The 14,603-nt window shown below is 64.0% G+C and carries 16 protein-coding genes; 7 read left to right on the top strand and 9 right to left on the bottom strand.

All coding sequences use genetic code 11. From position 1 onward, the window contains the following. Positions 1-4 precede the first annotated feature (4 nt). Positions 5-1,504, bottom strand: coding sequence for an NAD(P)H-hydrate dehydratase (locus tag AC3WLX_RS24105; protein ID WP_492337838.1), 1,500 nt, complete (start codon positions 1,502-1,504; stop codon positions 5-7). 379 nt (positions 1,505-1,883) lie between these two features. Here AC3WLX_RS24105 and AC3WLX_RS24100 point away from each other — a divergent pair, with 379 nt between their 5' ends. Continuing rightward, positions 1,884-2,222 carry a P-II family nitrogen regulator gene (locus tag AC3WLX_RS24100; protein ID WP_007603495.1) on the top strand — a complete coding sequence of 113 codons (339 nt, stop codon included), beginning with the start codon at positions 1,884-1,886 and terminating at the stop codon, positions 2,220-2,222. 151 nt (positions 2,223-2,373) lie between these two features. Further along, positions 2,374-3,783, top strand: a complete 1,410-nt coding sequence (gene glnA, locus AC3WLX_RS24095) for a type I glutamate--ammonia ligase (protein WP_291629680.1) — start codon at positions 2,374-2,376, stop codon at positions 3,781-3,783. 345 nt (positions 3,784-4,128) lie between these two features. Here glnA and AC3WLX_RS24090 read toward each other — a convergent pair whose 3' ends face one another. The 3 genes from AC3WLX_RS24090 to AC3WLX_RS24080 form a co-directional block, all read right to left on the bottom strand. Continuing rightward, complete coding sequence (locus AC3WLX_RS24090; RefSeq protein ID WP_492337837.1) at positions 4,129-4,662, bottom strand: REP-associated tyrosine transposase; 534 nt, start codon at positions 4,660-4,662, stop codon at positions 4,129-4,131. Positions 4,663-4,811: 149 nt separating this feature from the next. Next, positions 4,812-5,585, bottom strand: coding sequence for a gamma-glutamyl-gamma-aminobutyrate hydrolase family protein (locus tag AC3WLX_RS24085; protein ID WP_492337836.1), 774 nt, complete (start codon positions 5,583-5,585; stop codon positions 4,812-4,814). A gap of 90 nt (positions 5,586-5,675) precedes the next feature. Further along, complete coding sequence (locus AC3WLX_RS24080; protein WP_492337835.1) at positions 5,676-6,380, bottom strand: hypothetical protein; 705 nt, start codon at positions 6,378-6,380, stop codon at positions 5,676-5,678. Positions 6,381-6,513: 133 nt separating this feature from the next. Between AC3WLX_RS24080 and AC3WLX_RS24075 the strand changes: the two genes are divergently transcribed. Continuing rightward, positions 6,514-7,665, top strand: coding sequence for an AI-2E family transporter (locus AC3WLX_RS24075; protein WP_492337834.1), 1,152 nt, complete (start codon positions 6,514-6,516; stop codon positions 7,663-7,665). 6 nt (positions 7,666-7,671) lie between these two features. Here the strand turns inward: AC3WLX_RS24075 and AC3WLX_RS24070 are convergent, their stop codons facing one another. The 5 genes from AC3WLX_RS24070 to AC3WLX_RS24050 form a co-directional block, all read right to left on the bottom strand. After that, the gene (locus AC3WLX_RS24070; RefSeq protein ID WP_492337833.1) at positions 7,672-7,968 is read right to left on the bottom strand and encodes an antibiotic biosynthesis monooxygenase family protein; all 297 of its coding nucleotides are present in this window, start codon (positions 7,966-7,968) and stop codon (positions 7,672-7,674) included. An 85-nt stretch (positions 7,969-8,053) separates the two neighbouring features. Beyond that, complete coding sequence (locus tag AC3WLX_RS24065; protein WP_291628793.1) at positions 8,054-9,268, bottom strand: GGDEF domain-containing protein; 1,215 nt, start codon at positions 9,266-9,268, stop codon at positions 8,054-8,056. 230 nt (positions 9,269-9,498) lie between these two features. Then, on the bottom strand, positions 9,499-9,978 hold the full coding sequence (gene rpsI, locus AC3WLX_RS24060; RefSeq protein ID WP_291628791.1) for a 30S ribosomal protein S9: 480 nt from the start codon (positions 9,976-9,978) through the stop codon (positions 9,499-9,501). 1 nt (position 9,979) lies between these two features. Next, positions 9,980-10,444 (bottom strand): 50S ribosomal protein L13, encoded by a 465-nt coding sequence (rplM, locus tag AC3WLX_RS24055; protein ID WP_011087726.1) that lies wholly within the window; start codon positions 10,442-10,444, stop codon positions 9,980-9,982. Positions 10,445-10,602: 158 nt separating this feature from the next. After that, positions 10,603-11,031 (bottom strand): PaaI family thioesterase, encoded by a 429-nt coding sequence (locus AC3WLX_RS24050; protein WP_291628786.1) that lies wholly within the window; start codon positions 11,029-11,031, stop codon positions 10,603-10,605. 85 nt (positions 11,032-11,116) lie between these two features. Here AC3WLX_RS24050 and AC3WLX_RS24045 point away from each other — a divergent pair, with 85 nt between their 5' ends. The 4 genes from AC3WLX_RS24045 to AC3WLX_RS24030 all read left to right on the top strand — a co-directional run bounded on the left by AC3WLX_RS24045 (position 11,117) and on the right by AC3WLX_RS24030 (position 14,591). Then, positions 11,117-11,941, top strand: coding sequence for an enoyl-CoA hydratase (locus AC3WLX_RS24045; protein ID WP_492337832.1), 825 nt, complete (start codon positions 11,117-11,119; stop codon positions 11,939-11,941). A 123-nt stretch (positions 11,942-12,064) separates the two neighbouring features. Then, complete coding sequence (locus AC3WLX_RS24040) at positions 12,065-12,649, top strand: CoA-binding protein (RefSeq protein WP_492337915.1); 585 nt, start codon at positions 12,065-12,067, stop codon at positions 12,647-12,649. Positions 12,650-12,784: 135 nt separating this feature from the next. Then, positions 12,785-14,065: an O-acetylhomoserine aminocarboxypropyltransferase gene (locus AC3WLX_RS24035; protein ID WP_492337831.1), complete on the top strand. Its 1,281-nt coding sequence runs from the start codon at positions 12,785-12,787 to the stop codon at positions 14,063-14,065. Positions 14,066-14,252: 187 nt separating this feature from the next. Further along, positions 14,253-14,591: a hypothetical protein gene (locus AC3WLX_RS24030; RefSeq protein WP_492337830.1), complete on the top strand. Its 339-nt coding sequence runs from the start codon at positions 14,253-14,255 to the stop codon at positions 14,589-14,591. Positions 14,592-14,603 lie beyond the last annotated feature (12 nt).

The raw sequence follows: 14,603 nt of genomic DNA, 5'->3' as shown, positions 1-14,603 counted from the left end.
GGGTTCAGTATTCGATGCCCAGCGCGTCATAAATTCGCCGATGCACTGCCGGCAGCGTCTCGGTCAGATCCTCCGCGATCAGACCCGGCCCGGCTTCGCTCGCCGCCTCCCCGTGCATCCAGACGCCGATGCTGGCGGCTTCGAACGCCGGGACGCCCTGCGCCAACAGCCCCGCGATGATGCCGGACAGCACGTCCCCGGCGCCTGCGGTGGCGAGCCAGGGCGGCGCGTTGGCGGCGATGGTGGCGCGGCCGTCGGGGGCAGCGATCGTGGTGTCCGGGCCCTTCAGCAGCACGACTGCGCCGCAGCGCTCGGCGGCGGCGCGCACCCGCTCCAGCTTGGAACGGCCGGGATGCTTGTTGCTGAGGTCGGAGAACAGGCGTGGAAACTCGCCTTCGTGCGGGGTCAGCACCACCGCATTGTCCTGCGAGGACTTGATCGACTCGAACAGGGCCTCGGGGGTTGCGGCAAAGCTCGTCAGCGCATCCGCGTCCAGCACCAGATGGCGCTGCGCGGTGAGCGCGGTGTGAACCAGATCGCATGTGCGCTCACCGATGCCAGCGCCGGGGCCGATGATGCAGGTGTTGTAACGCTTGTCGCCGAGCAGCTCGCCGAACTCGATCGCGGTGTCGACGGGGCGAACCATCACCGCAGTCAGCGCGCCCGCATTGATCGCGAGCGCATCGCGCGGGCTCGCCAGCGTCACAAGGCCCGCACCGGCGCGCAGCGCTGCCCGCGCGGCGAGCCGTGCAGCGCCGGTCGCGGCTATGTCGCCGGAAACCGCCAGCACGTGACCCCGCGCGTATTTGTGGCCGTCGATGCGCGGCACCGGAAAGGCCGCGCCCCAGAGATCCGGGTCGTTCTCGAAGGTCTGCGGCGCGATCTCCTCCAGCACCTGCGCATCGATGCCGATGTCGGCAACGCGCACGCGGCCGCAATGCATGCGCCCGGGCAAGAGCAGATGCGCCGGCTTCTTGCGGAAGAAGGTGACGGTTTCGGTAGCGTTCACCGCCGTCCCCATCATGGCCGCGCTGGTGCCGTTGATGCCGCTCGGCAGGTCGACGGCGAGCACCGGAGCACCATTGGCGTTGATCGCCTCGATCATCTCGCGTGCCTCGTCCTCCACGATGCGGCTGAGGCCGGCGCCGAACAACGCATCGATGATCAGCGCCGGCTTGCCGATCGCTTGCGGATTGAACGGAAGCACCGGGTGCTTCCAGCCACGCGCGGCGGAGGCGGCATCGCCCTGGAGCTGGTCGCGCTCACACATCAGGATCACCGAGACCTCCCGCCCCTGGGCGGCGAGCTCGGCGGCGGCGACGAAGCCGTCGCCGCCATTGTTCCCGGGACCCGCCACGATCAGGATCGGTCCCTCCTCCACCAGCGCCTGGGCAGCCGCAGCGACTGCCTGGCCGGCGCTGAGCATCAGCTTGAAACCGGGCGTGCCGGCCGCGATCGAAAGCTGGTCGGCGCGCTGCATTTCGGCGTTGGTTAGAACTTCCATGCCTCTTCCTAGTACAAACGCCTCTTCAACAGGCATCTTTCGGGCCGATCCAACGATAGGAACAGCCAACTGCACACATATTGAACCGTTTGCCTATTTCACAGTCTTCGGTATTTTGAGCAGATCGGCGGTCCTACTCAGAGATGCTCGTTAGAAGGCTGATAACGCTCCAATAATCAGGGCATTTGCAACTTGGCATAGACCCTGCTTTCGAGGAAGCCGCTTCGGTTCGTCGTGCTCACTGGCATCTTAGATGGTGGGGCCGGCCGTCGTTGCCGGGCTGGTCAGGGTCCGGCTTAGAGAAGACAAGATCGTGCGTTGAGAAATGCGCATCCTGACGAAGACGTTGCCATTTGATCGAGAGGCCGGGAGTCGCGCAGTGAAGAAAATCGAAGCCATCATCAAGCCATTTAAGCTCGACGAGGTGAAGGAAGCGCTGCAGGAGGTCGGCCTTCAGGGCATCACCGTGACCGAGGCCAAGGGCTTTGGCCGGCAGAAGGGCCACGCCGAACTCTACCGCGGCGCAGAATACATCGTCGACTTCCTGCCGAAGGTAAAAATCGAGATCGTGATCGGCGACGATCTGGTCGAGCGCGCCATCGATGCGATCCGCCGCGCCGCGCAAACCGGCCGCATCGGTGACGGCAAGATCTTCGTCTCCAATATCGAAGAGGCGATCCGCATCCGAACCGGCGAATCCGGGCTGGACGCTATCTGAGCCGGGTGCTATCCCGCATTTTGCGACACTCCGACTAGAAAGAAGGCTGCTTCGGCGGCCTGATTTCGTTTGTGCGGTCGCGCAAAACTCGCTCGAGCGAGAATAATTTTGCTCATCTGGAAACCGACCCGCAGAGCCAAAAGGGGTATGCATGAAGACCGCCAAAGACGTCCTGAAATCGATCAAGGACAACGACGTCAAGTACGTCGACCTGCGCTTCACCGATCCGCGCGGCAAGTGGCAGCATGTGACGTTCGACGTCAGCATGATCGATGAAGACATCTTCGCCGAAGGAACGATGTTCGACGGCTCTTCGATCGCCGGCTGGAAGGCGATCAACGAGTCCGACATGTGCCTGATGCCTGATCCGGTGACCGCGACGATCGATCCGTTCTTCGCCGAGACCACCATGGTCATCACCTGCGACGTGCTCGAGCCGACCACGGGCGAGCCCTACAACCGCGATCCCCGCGGCATCGCCAAGAAGGCCGAGGCCATGGTGAAGTCGATGGGCGTCGGCGATGCCGTGTTCGTCGGCCCCGAGGCCGAGTTCTTCGTGTTCGACGACGTGCGCTATTCGGCCGACCCCTACAAGACCGGTTTCCGCCTCGACTCCTCGGAGCTGCCGACCAACTCCGACACCGAATATGAGGGCGGCAATCTCGGCCATCGCATCCGCACCAAGGGCGGCTACTTCCCGGTGCCGCCGCAGGACTCGGTGCAGGACATGCGCTCGGAAATGCTCGGGGCCATGGCCAAGATGGGCGTCAAGGTCGAGAAGCATCACCACGAGGTCGCCTCCGCCCAGCACGAGCTCGGCATGAAGTTCGACACGCTGACGCTGATGGCAGACCACATGCAGATCTACAAGTACTGCATCCACCAGGTCGCGCACATCTACGGCAAGACCGCCACCTTCATGCCGAAGCCGATCTATGGCGACAACGGCTCGGGCATGCACGTGCACCAGTCGATCTGGAAGGAAGGCAAGCCGGTGTTCGCCGGCAACAAATATGCCGACCTGTCGGAGACCTGCCTGCACTACATCGGCGGCATCATCAAGCACGCCAAGGCGATCAACGCCTTCACCAACCCGTCGACCAACTCCTACAAGCGCCTGGTCCCGGGCTACGAGGCTCCCGTGCTGCTCGCCTACTCCGCGCGCAATCGCTCGGCCTCCTGCCGCATCCCCTACACCGCTTCGCCGAAGGCCAAGCGCGTCGAGGTGCGCTTCCCCGATCCGATGGCCAATCCCTATCTCGGCTTCGCCGCGATGCTGATGGCCGGCCTCGACGGCATCAAGAACAAGATCGATCCGGGTCCGGCGATGGACAAGGACCTCTACGACCTGCCGAAGGAAGAGCTGAAGCAGATCCCGACGGTGTGCGGCTCGCTTCGCGAGGCGCTGGAAAACCTCGACAAGGACCGCGCCTTCCTCAAGGCCGGCGGCGTGTTCGACGACGACTTCATCGACGCTTACATCGAGCTGAAGATGACCGAAGTCGCCCGTTTCGAGATGACCCCGCATCCGGTCGAGTTCGAGATGTACTATTCGGGCTGATCGGCCCGAACTGTCTGCGACAAGCAAAAGGCGCTTCCGAAAGGAGGCGCCTTTTCGTTTCTCGGGCTGCACGTTCCGATCGCGCCGACTTGGCTGAAGCTCGGCGATTGGGCCGGAAGGCGCCTGCGTTCGAGATGACGGCGAGAGAGTGCGCTGCGCGCTATCCGCTTTCGTTCCGCATCTGACTCCACTTCGTTCTCAAAGAACAAATCAGAGCCGTAAAAATCGGAGCGACCAATTCCTACTGATTGGTTTATTCCGCCGGAAACTTGGGATGCATCTTGTACAGCGAGTCCTCGTAGGGCGGATTAGCCGAAGGCGTAATCCGCCGACTGCGTGCGACGCTCACGCACGTTCGCCAAAGTTACCATCCGCGTTGCTATCTCCCGCCCAATCCGCCGGAAACAGTCCGGCCTCGACATCTCGGTGAAATGACGAATGCGGCCAATCCGACACGCGGGTCACATATCCGTGCTTGACTGGGTTGATGTAGCAATACTCGACATGGCGTGCGTAGTCGGTTTCGTCGCGGATGAGGTGCTCCCAGAACCGGATCTGCCATACGCCACGCTCCCGTCTTGCGATCTTTACAGGGGTTAAAGACTCTGTCTTCGGCAGGGACTTCGCGAAGCGCGTTTTGATCAATCTCCACCGGATCGAAAAGTCGGCATCGCCGCCGGGAAGCGTCCAGACCGCATGAAGGCGGTCCGGAAGAACGACAAACGCATCGATAGTGAACGAATAGTCCCGCCGGGTCGCTGCAACGGCTGCGCGCAGCGGCGCGATGTGCTCGACGAGCAGCCGCTGCCTACGATCATGAAGATTGACCGTGAAGAACCAGCAGCCACCTGGAACAAATGCACGGCGGTAGTTCGGCATTGCAGCTGCCCCATGAAGTAAAGATGGCGGATTACGCCTTCGGCTAATCCGCCCTACCAGTCCAAGCCGAGTACGCAACGTGGCAGTGGATTCCCGTTTCTGCGCCGCAACGCTCCCGCGTTGCAGCTGGTCCGGGACAGGACCGTGCCCTACGCCGCCGCCTTCTGCCGCATGACCAAGGCTTCGCCGAAGGCCTCGAACAGCTTGCGGTTGATGGGATTGTGCTGCGGATCGTACTCCGCATGCCATTGCACCCCGAGCGCGAAGGTCGGCGCTTCGGAGATGCGAATCGCCTCGATGGTACCGTCCTCGGCGATGCCCTCGATCAGCACGCGCTTGCCGGGCTCAAGGATGCCCTGGCCGTGCAGCGAATTGACCCGGATCTTCTCGCAGCCCAAAATCTTCGCGAACGCGCCGCCCGGCGTCAGGTCGACGTCGTGACGGTCGGCGAACACCACGGTCGGATCGGGATGGATCTCGCCGTTCTCGAGCCGGGGCATGCGGTGGTTCATGCGGCCGGGAATCTCGCGGATCTCGGGATGCAGGGAGCCGCCGAAGGCGACGTTCATCTCCTGGAGGCCGCGGCAGATGCCGAACAGCGGAATGCCGCGGGCGACGCACGCCACCGAGAGCGCAAGCGCCACTTCGTCGCGGTGGATGTCGTAGGGTTCGTGCTTCTCGCAGGGATCGACGTTGAAGCGGGTCGGATGCACGTTGGCCCGGGCCCCGGTGAGGATGATGCCGTCCACGGTATCAAGCAGCGCCGCGATATCGGTGATGTCAGGGGCGCCCGCGAACATCAGCGGCAAGCCGCCGGAGACTTCGGCCACGGCGCGCAGGTTTCGCTCGCCGACCATCTGGACCTGAAATCGATTTTCGACGCGATGGCAATTCCCGATCACGCCGACGACCGGCTTTCTCATCTGTCGTTCCGAGCCTCCCGATACGAAGATTCTCCGAACATGCCCCTCGGATGGAACAAATTCAACAGAGGGGATTGCGGGACGGCAATGCTATTTTCGCGCAAAGGCTTCCCGGGCCGCGGCCGGCTCCACCGCCGGCAGCCCAGCAGCCTGCAGGGCGATCGCCGCAGGGGCGTCCGGCCGGGCCAGCCAGGACAGCTTCGAGTGGAGTCCGCGCGTCACGGGTTCTCCAAGAGGCCCCCCGAAATCGATCGGCCAGAATCCATTGGGCACGACCTCGGCGGAGAAACCGCGGATCGCGTAGCCGTCGCCGAGGACAACCTCTGAGTGGCCGCTGTCGACGAGGCGCGCGCTCGCGGGGTCCTTGAGATCACCGAAGCTCACGAGCACGGGAATCAACTCCCCCTGCACCGGGACGATTCCGGTCTGCCGGCTCATGTCCTTGAACGACACGCGGCTGCCGCGTGCGGCGCTGTAGGCGCGGAGCGCCAAATAGTTGATGTCGTCGAGGTCAAGCTTGTCGCCTTGCTGGTGCGCCAGCAAGGCCACGAGGTTCTTGCCTCGGCCGAGGTCGACGAACACAGCCTCCCCGCGCATCGTGGTGCGGCCGCTGCGGTTATAATTGCGATCGGGCACGACCGCGAGAACGCCCGACCCGGTCTTGATACCGTCAGGCGTCGTGACTTCGACCGTCAGGCGATATTTGTGGTCCGGCCGGTTGATCCGGATCTGGTCGCCGCCCACGATCAAAGCCAGAAGCCCGAGCAGACCTGCCCATTTGCTGATGAAACCCAAGCGCTCGCATCCTTCCAACCTCACCGCTCTGCACCGTTCGCGCGGCAGCGTCAAACCGGCCCGTTGCCGCTCTTGATCGGAAGCGCGTTTGTGGAAAGAGTGCCGGACGCAGGCCCGCGCGAAAGGACACGACGTGACGATTCTCAGAGATGAACGCCCCCCGACCCGCGGTGACCTCGCCCGGGATCAGGCCTGGGCGATCGCGGTCGGGGGCATCGGCGTCGTGCTGTTCACCGCGCTGCTCGCCTTTACCTGGTATTTTGCGGCCACCCTGCTGTTGATCTTCACCGGCATGCTGCTCGGCCTCGGTCTCACCGCCCTGGTCAATGCGCTCGGTCGCCGGGTTCACCTGCCCCACACGGTCCGGCTCGGAATCGTCTGCGTCGCGCTCGCTTTGCTTCTCGCAGGGATCGCCTATCTCGGCGGCGCCACCATCGCCGAACAGGCTTCGCTGCTGAGCAAGACCATCAAGTCGCAGATCGCCAATGTCCGGTCGATGCTCGAGAACCACGGCATCGACACCAGCTTCTTCGATTTCGGCAGCGCTGCGTCGGATGCCTCTGCCGACGCAGCGTCGGAGGCGACACCCGCGCCGCCGGCGCCATCGCGCACTCCCTTGCCCAGCGCCGGGGCGCTCGCCTCCAGCGGCGGAGCGATCGTGAGCCAGACCCTCAAGCTGTTGGTCGGCACAATTCATGGCGTCGGCAACATCTTCATCGTGCTGTTCCTGGGCCTCGCCTTCGCGGCCCAGCCCGCCGTCTATCATGACGGCCTGCTGTTCCTCGCACCGGCGAGGCACCGTACCCGTGTCGCCGTCGTGATCGACCGTATCGCCGAGACGCTGGAGCGCTGGCTGATCGCCCAGATCATTGTCATGGTCGCGGTCGGCGTCGTGACCTGGATCGGACTTGCGATCATCGGCATTCCCAGCGCATTCATTCTGGGAATCCAGGCGGGCCTGCTCGCCTTCATCCCGACCGTCGGCGCTATCATCGCCGGCGTCGTCGTGGTGCTGGCGAGCCTTGCTTCGGGCTGGATCGCGGCGCTGTCGGCCTTTCTGCTCTTCATGGGCGTGCACGCGATGGAGAGCTACGTGCTGACGCCGATCCTGCAGCGGCAGGCGCTCGACATCCCGCCGGCCACGCTGTTCGCGTTCCAGATCTTGCTCGGCGTCGTATTCGGCATCTGGGGCCTCGCGCTGGCGCTGCCGCTGGTCGCCATCGCCAAGGTCATGATCGACCACTTCAAGACCTATGAGGCGCCCGCCCGCGCCGAGGCGGCCTGACTCCGCTCAGGTCGTCAGAACGATCTCGGTGTGCTCGACCTCCGGAGGCGCAGCAAAATACTGCCCGACAAGGCCACGCCATTCCGTGAAATTTTCCGAGCCGCGGAAGTCGACGGTGTGGTTTTCCAGCGTCGCCCATTTCACCATCAGGCGGTAGCGCTGCGGCTTCTCGATCGACTTGTGCAGCTCGAAGCTGTGAAAGCCCTTGGAGCGCCCGAAGGCGGCCTTGGCCTTGGCGACGGCCGCCTCGAAGTCCTTCTCGTTGCCCGGCTTGACGTCGATCTGCGCGATCTCGGTGATCATCGGTTTCCACCCTTTTTTGTTCGATGAGCGTCTGTAGCGCAGCCGGCAGAAAAGAAAAAGGCGCCGGAACGGCGCCTTTTTCTGCTCATGCCGTGGCCGGCCGTGGCGACGGCGCGCGCGCCGCGGTCTGGCGGCGCCAGTTCTCCAGCGACAGCGGCAGTTCCTCGGCGGCTTCGACGCGGTTGCGGCCGCCGCGCTTGGCCTGGTAGAGCGCGGTGTCGGCCGAGGCCAGCAGCACCTCGAGTTCGGTGCCGGCCGGGCCACCAGCGACGCCGATGCTGACGGTGGTGTCGACCGGGCCTTCGTCGACCACGACGCCTGAGGTCTCGAAGGCCTCGCGCACGCGCTCGGCAACCAGCACGCCCTCCTCCAGCGAGCACGGCAACAGCGCGGCAAACTCCTCGCCGCCGATGCGGCCCGAGAGGTCGGTGATGCGTAAACTGCTGACCACCACGGTTGAGAACAGCTTCAGCATCTCGTCGCCGGCGGGATGACCGAAGCGGTCATTGATCGACTTGAAGTGGTCGATGTCGAAGATCATCACGGTCACGGGACGGCCGGCCTTGGCCTCGCGCTCGATCACGCGCGCGCAGGCCTCCGAGAAGCCGCGGCGGTTGAGCATGCCGGTCAGGGGATCGGTGGATGCGGCGGTCCGGTGCGCGGTCACCGTGCGTTCGGACACAAGCATGAAGATGACGAACACGGTGCCGACGGCGTAGAGGATGAGCTCGACCGCGAACACGGTCACCCAGATGCTCTGGGAGAAGCCGGCATCGTGCGGACGCAGGAAGCTGCCGAGCACGATCGGCAGCATCAGCACGCAACCGTGCATCACCGGCACCACGATCGCCGGCCAGCGCCGTTGCAGGCTCTTGCGCCGCTCGACCCAGAGCTCACTTGCGGTCAACGCTGCATATACCGAGACGATGCCTGCACCGACGAGCATACGCAGCATGGATGCAGCGGGGTCGAGCAGCGTCGCGGCAGCGACCCAGGCCAGCGCGCCGAGCACGAGGCCGGGCCAGTTCGGCTTGCGGCCGTGGAAGACGCGCGCCGCGTTCCACACCATGCCGCAGGCAACGAAGCCGACGGCATTCAGCGCAAGGTAGATGTGCGGGCCGAGGCCCTCGCCCGCCGCCGTCCACAGCGCGACGGAGGCGGCGCCGAGGAGATAGGCGGTCCCCCACCATTTCAGCGCCGGGCTGTTCTCCTGCTTGCCGAAAAACACCATCATGGCGCCGAGCAGTGCGGCGACCATGGTGGCGACCAAATAGAGCGTGATGCTATCGAGCGACATCATGTCGGCCCCCTCTGAAACATAGCAGCTACGCGATCGGCACATCCGATTTGCGCGCCCTTCCGAAAGGCGACGCTAGGTCCGGCGAGTTCTATTCAGGTTTTCACGGACGCCCAAGTTTTCAGGAAACACGCCACCAATTTGCATACAAACGAACAGCAAAAAGGGCGCTGAAATCAGCGCCCTTTTGCATCTCATTGAAGCCGCTTTCGCGGCGAATGCGACGAAAGCGATTAACGCTTCGAGAACTGGAAGGACCGGCGGGCCTTGGCCTTGCCGTACTTCTTGCGCTCGACCACGCGGGAGTCGCGGGTCAGGAAGCCGCCCTTCTTGAGCACGCCGCGCAGCTCCGGCTCGAAATAGGTGAGCGCCTTGGAGATGCCGTGACGGACCGCGCCGGCCTGGCCGGACAGGCCGCCGCCGGCAACGGTGCAAATCACGTCGTACTGGCCCGAACGCTGGGCGACCGAGAACGGCTGCTCGATCATCATGCGCAGCACGGGACGGGCGAAATAAACCTCGACCTCGCGCGAGTTGACGGTGACCTTGCCGGCGCCCGGCTTGATCCAGACGCGGGCGACCGCGTCCTTGCGCTTGCCGGTGGCATAAGCGCGATTGAACTTGTCGACCTTCTTCTCGTGCTTGGGTGCCTCGGGGGCGACCGCGGTCTTGAGCTGCGAGAGCTGGTCGAGCGACTGGATGGATTCGGCCATGTTATGCGGCCCTCGTGTTCTTGCGGTTCAACTTGGCGATATCGATCTTCTCGGGCTGCTGCGCCTCGTGCGGATGATCGGCCCCGCCATAGACTCGGAGGTTGCCCATCTGGACGCGACCGAGCGGACCACGCGGGATCATGCGCTCGACGGCCTTCTCGAGCACACGCTCGGGATGCTTGCCTTCGAGGATCTGGCGCGCGGTGCGCTCCTTGACGTGGCCGACGTAACCGGTGTGCTTGTAATAGGTCTTCTGCTCGCGCTTGCGGCCGGTGAGAACCGCATGCTGCGCATTGATGATGATGACGTTGTCGCCGCAATCAACGTGCGGGGTGTAGGTCGGGAGGTGCTTGCCGCGCAGGCGCATGGCGACGATGGTGGCGAGGCGGCCGACGACCAGACCCTTGGCGTCGATCAGCACCCACTTCTTCGTCACCTCAGCCGGCTTTGCCGAAAAGGTTTTCATATCGGAGTTTCCGTGGACGGGAGATATCGGCGCGAACACCGCACCGGACTGCGCGGGTTTCTAGAGAAGAGACGCGCTACGGTCAATGCCCACGGGCATAAATTACATTCGTGAAATCAATTGCTTACAATTACGGTGTTATATTACCCGCAAAAAGCTCAAACATTTGGAATGGAATAGGTCGAGGTGACATGAGCGATCGGATCGGGGGAGGTCCCGGACAGCAGCTTCACTTCCCCGACTGCCAGCCGCTTGCCGAGCTTGAGCAGCCGCGCCTCGGCCAGCACGTCCTGCCCAGGCTGGCCCTTGCGCAAGAAGTTGATGTTGAGATTGGTGGTCACGGCGAGGCCCACCGGCCCGATCGCGGACAGCAGCACCACGTACATCGCGAAATCGGCCAGCGCCATCAGTGTCGGGCCGGACACGGTGCCGCCCGGCCGAAGCATCTTTTCGCTGTAGCGCTGGCGCAAAAGGCAGGTCTGGCCGTCGGCGCTCTCGATCGTGATGTCGTCGCCGCTGAAGGCCTGGGGAAACTCGTGACGAAGGAACCGCTCGACCTCCGCCACACTCATTTTCGCTGACGCCATGCTGTTCCTACCCTCGCTTCACTTGCCCTGTTACATTAAGTTATGGGTGTCATCCAACTGCAATCATTTAGCGGAAATCGCGTCAATGTCCGTCACCGCTGCGCGCGCCCCCTCCCCGCAACTGCCGATCCTGCTGAGCGAGACGGCGGGTTCCATCGCCATCCTGACGCTGAACCGCCCGGCCGCGCGTAACAGCCTGTCAGCCGCGATGATCGCGCGCCTGCATGCGGAGCTCGACAGGATCCGCGGCGACAAGACCGTCCGCGGCGTCGTGATCACCGCCAACGGCCCCGCCTTCTCCGCCGGCCACGACATGAAAGAACTCACGGCGCGCCGCACGGACCCGGATCGCGGCCGCGCCTTCTTCGCCGAGATGATGAATGCCTGCAGCGCGATGATGCAGGCGATCGTGCACCTGCCGAAGCCGGTGGTCGCCGCGGTCCAGGGTATCGCGACCGCAGCCGGTTGCCAGCTGGTTGCGAGCTGCGATCTCGCGATCGCCTCCGAGGCAGCAAGCTTTGCGACGCCCGGCGTCGATATCGGCCTGTTCTGCTCAACGCCCATGGTGGCGCTGTCGCGCAACGTGCCGCGCAAGCAGGCGATGGAGATGCTGCTGACGGGCGAGCCGATTCCGGCCGCGCGCGCCCGCGAGATCGGGCTGGTCAATCGCACCGTTCCCGCCGGCACCGAGCGCGACGCCGCGATTGCGCTGGCGCAGAAGGTCGCGTTGAAATCAGCCTACACGATCAAGCTCGGCAAGGAAGCGTTCTATCGCCAGGCCGAGATGAGCCTTGCGGACGCCTATCGCTACACCGCAGAGGTGATGACCGAGAACATGATGGCGCGTGACGCCGAGGAAGGCATCGGCGCCTTCATCGAGAAGCGCACGCCGACATGGCGGGATGAATAGTCAACTCCTCATCCTGAGGAGCCGCGGAAGGCGGCGTCTCGAAGGATAGAGGCCCGGCTGCCGCTTCATGGTTCGAGACGCGCGTTCCGCGCTCCTCACCGTGAGGGTCGGAGAAAGAAAATGATGAACCACGACGCCTATCCCGACAATTACATCCGCGGCATCCTCAATGGCGTGAAGTCGATCGCGATGGTCGGCGCCTCGCCGGTCAATGTGCGGCCGAGCTATTTCGCGTTCAAATATCTGGCTCAGCGCGGCTACGACATGATCCCGGTCAATCCCGGCCATGTCGGCAAGGAGCTGCTCGGCAAGCCGTTCATCGCCTCGCTCTCCGATATCGGTCGTCCCGTCGACATGATCGACATCTTCCGCAATTCCAGCCACATCATGCCCGTGGTCGAGGAGGCGCTCACGCTCAACCCGCTGCCGAAGGTGATCTGGATGCAGCTCGGCGCGCGCGACGACGCCGCGGCTGCGAGGGCGGAATCGGTTGGCATCAAGGTGGTGATGAACCGCTGCCCCAAGATCGAATACGGGCGCCTGTCATCCGAGATATCCTGGATGGGCGTCAATTCACGTACTCTGAGTTCCAAGCGCGCGCCGGCACCGACGCAGGGCATGCGGCTGTCCCTCAATCGGATGAGCGTCGGCGGCGGCACCACCACCGCATCTGATCGCGCTGCGAAGAACAAGAGCGAGCAAAACTGACGCAATTGCGAAGGTTCTTCTCGCGACGCGACAATGCGTAGCACGATCATTGCGATGTGAAACCGCGCCTTGACGGCGGCCGCGGCGCCGATCAGCATGCCGCGCGATTTCAGACCACAAGAACAGGACGCCCAAATGAGCGATCGTCTTCCGGGATTCTCGACGCTTGCCGTGCATGCCGGTGCACAGCCCGACCCAACCACCGGCGCGCGCGCAACTCCGATCTACCAGACGACGTCCTTCGTCTTCAACGATGCCGACCACGCCGCATCGCTGTTCGGCCTGCAGGCGTTCGGCAACATCTATACCCGCATCGGCAATCCGACCAATGCGGTGCTGGAAGAGCGCGTCGCCGCGCTCGAAGGCGGCACCGCCGCGCTCGCGGTCGCCTCGGGCCACGCCGCGCAGGTCGTGGTGCTGCAGCAATTGCTCCAGCCCGGCGACGAGTTCATCGCCGCGCGAAAACTCTATGGCGGCTCGATCAACCAGTTCACGCATGCGTTCAAGAGCTTCGGCTGGAACGTGGTGTGGGCCGATCCCGATGACATCGCAAGCTTCGAACGCGCGGTGACGCCGCGCACCAAAGCCATCTTCATCGAGTCCATCGCCAATCCCGCCGGCAGCATCACCGACATCGAGGCGATCTCGACGGTGGCGCGCAAGGCGGGCGTGCCGCTGATCGTCGACAACACGCTCGCCTCGCCCTACCTGATCCGCCCGATCGACCACGGTGCCGATATCGTCGTGCACTCCCTGACGAAATTCCTCGGCGGCCACGGCAATTCGCTCGGCGGCATCATCGTCGATGCCGGCACCTTCGACTGGTCCACGGGCGGCAAGTATCCGATGCTGTCGGAGCCGCGCCCCGAATATCACGGCATCCGCCTGCAGGAGACCTTCGGCAATTTCGCCTTCGCGATTGCCTGCCGGGTGCTCGGCCTGCGCGATCTCGGCCCGGCGCTGTCGCCGTTCAATGCCTTCATGATCCTCACGGGAATCGAGACGCTGCCGCTGCGCATGCAGAAGCACTGCGACAATGCCAAAGCGGTGGCCGAATTCCTCGCCGGCCATCCGGCTGTGGCCTCGGTGAGCTATGCCGGCCTGCCGAGCGACAAATACAACCAGCTCGCGCGCAAATATGCGCCAAAGGGCGCGGGCGCGGTGTTCACCTTCAGCCTGAAGGGCGGTTACGACGCCGGGGTCAACCTGGTGTCAAAGCTGCAATTGTTCTCGCATCTGGCCAATGTCGGCGACACCCGCTCGCTCGTCATCCATCCCGCCTCGACCACGCACAGCCAGCTCGACGACGCCGCCAAGATCCAGTCAGGCGCCGGCCCCGACGTGGTGCGGCTGTCGGTCGGCATCGAGGACAAGGAAGACCTGATCGCGGATCTCGAGCAGGCGCTGGGGGCGTAGTCGTCACCGTCATTCCGGGAAAGTCCGAAGGATCAGACCACAGGCGCGCAATTGCGCACCGGGGAATCTCGAGACTCCGGGTTCGGTGCTTTGCACCGCCCCGGAATGACGGCACCCCGTTAATCCTCATTAACCATATCTGCCCCATACATCGTCCTTGGATCGCCCCTTTGATTCGGAGCCGACGATGGTGCGCTGGATGATGCCTGCCCTTGCAGCAATGCTGACGGTTTCAGCCGCGTTCGCTGCCGATCTGCCGGCCACGCCGAAGCGGCGCGCTGTCGCCAAAGACCCGCCACAGGTCTATGTCGAGACCGATCCGGATGCGCTGATCTCGCCGGCCTATGGTGTCGGCAGCTACATCTGCAACCTGCCGGGCACCCCGCTGCTACCGGGGTCGCACACCCTGCCCGGTTATTACGGCCGCCCCTGGAGCTACGACTATCAGGGCGCATATTACGGCGGCAAGCAGGTCGATTATTTCTGGCGCCTGCCCTATGCGTGCGGCGTCTACGGCTATTGCTGATCAGCCGGGCTG

This window comes from Bradyrhizobium sp. FW305-F6, assembly GCF_058782905.1.
This window is presented reverse-complemented; position numbering and strand designations above follow the sequence as displayed.

Excerpts from the sequence above, each read along its gene's own strand:
- AC3WLX_RS24105 (WP_492337838.1), bottom strand. The coding sequence starts at position 1,504 with ATGGAAGTTCTAACCAACGCCGAAATGCAGCGCGCCGACCAGCTTTCG.
- glnA (WP_291629680.1), top strand. The coding sequence starts at position 2,374 with ATGAAGACCGCCAAAGACGTCCTGAAATCGATCAAGGACAACGACGTC.
- AC3WLX_RS24090 (WP_492337837.1), bottom strand. The coding sequence starts at position 4,662 with ATGCCGAACTACCGCCGTGCATTTGTTCCAGGTGGCTGCTGGTTCTTC.
- AC3WLX_RS24085 (WP_492337836.1), bottom strand. The coding sequence starts at position 5,585 with ATGAGAAAGCCGGTCGTCGGCGTGATCGGGAATTGCCATCGCGTCGAA.
- AC3WLX_RS24070 (WP_492337833.1), bottom strand. The coding sequence starts at position 7,968 with ATGATCACCGAGATCGCGCAGATCGACGTCAAGCCGGGCAACGAGAAG.
- AC3WLX_RS24065 (WP_291628793.1), bottom strand. The coding sequence starts at position 9,268 with ATGATGTCGCTCGATAGCATCACGCTCTATTTGGTCGCCACCATGGTC.
- rpsI (WP_291628791.1), bottom strand. The coding sequence starts at position 9,978 with ATGGCCGAATCCATCCAGTCGCTCGACCAGCTCTCGCAGCTCAAGACC.
- rplM (WP_011087726.1), bottom strand. The coding sequence starts at position 10,444 with ATGAAAACCTTTTCGGCAAAGCCGGCTGAGGTGACGAAGAAGTGGGTG.
- AC3WLX_RS24050 (WP_291628786.1), bottom strand. The coding sequence starts at position 11,031 with ATGGCGTCAGCGAAAATGAGTGTGGCGGAGGTCGAGCGGTTCCTTCGT.
- AC3WLX_RS24045 (WP_492337832.1), top strand. The coding sequence starts at position 11,117 with ATGTCCGTCACCGCTGCGCGCGCCCCCTCCCCGCAACTGCCGATCCTG.
- AC3WLX_RS24040 (WP_492337915.1), top strand. The coding sequence starts at position 12,065 with ATGAACCACGACGCCTATCCCGACAATTACATCCGCGGCATCCTCAAT.
- AC3WLX_RS24035 (WP_492337831.1), top strand. The coding sequence starts at position 12,785 with ATGAGCGATCGTCTTCCGGGATTCTCGACGCTTGCCGTGCATGCCGGT.
- AC3WLX_RS24030 (WP_492337830.1), top strand. The coding sequence starts at position 14,253 with ATGGTGCGCTGGATGATGCCTGCCCTTGCAGCAATGCTGACGGTTTCA.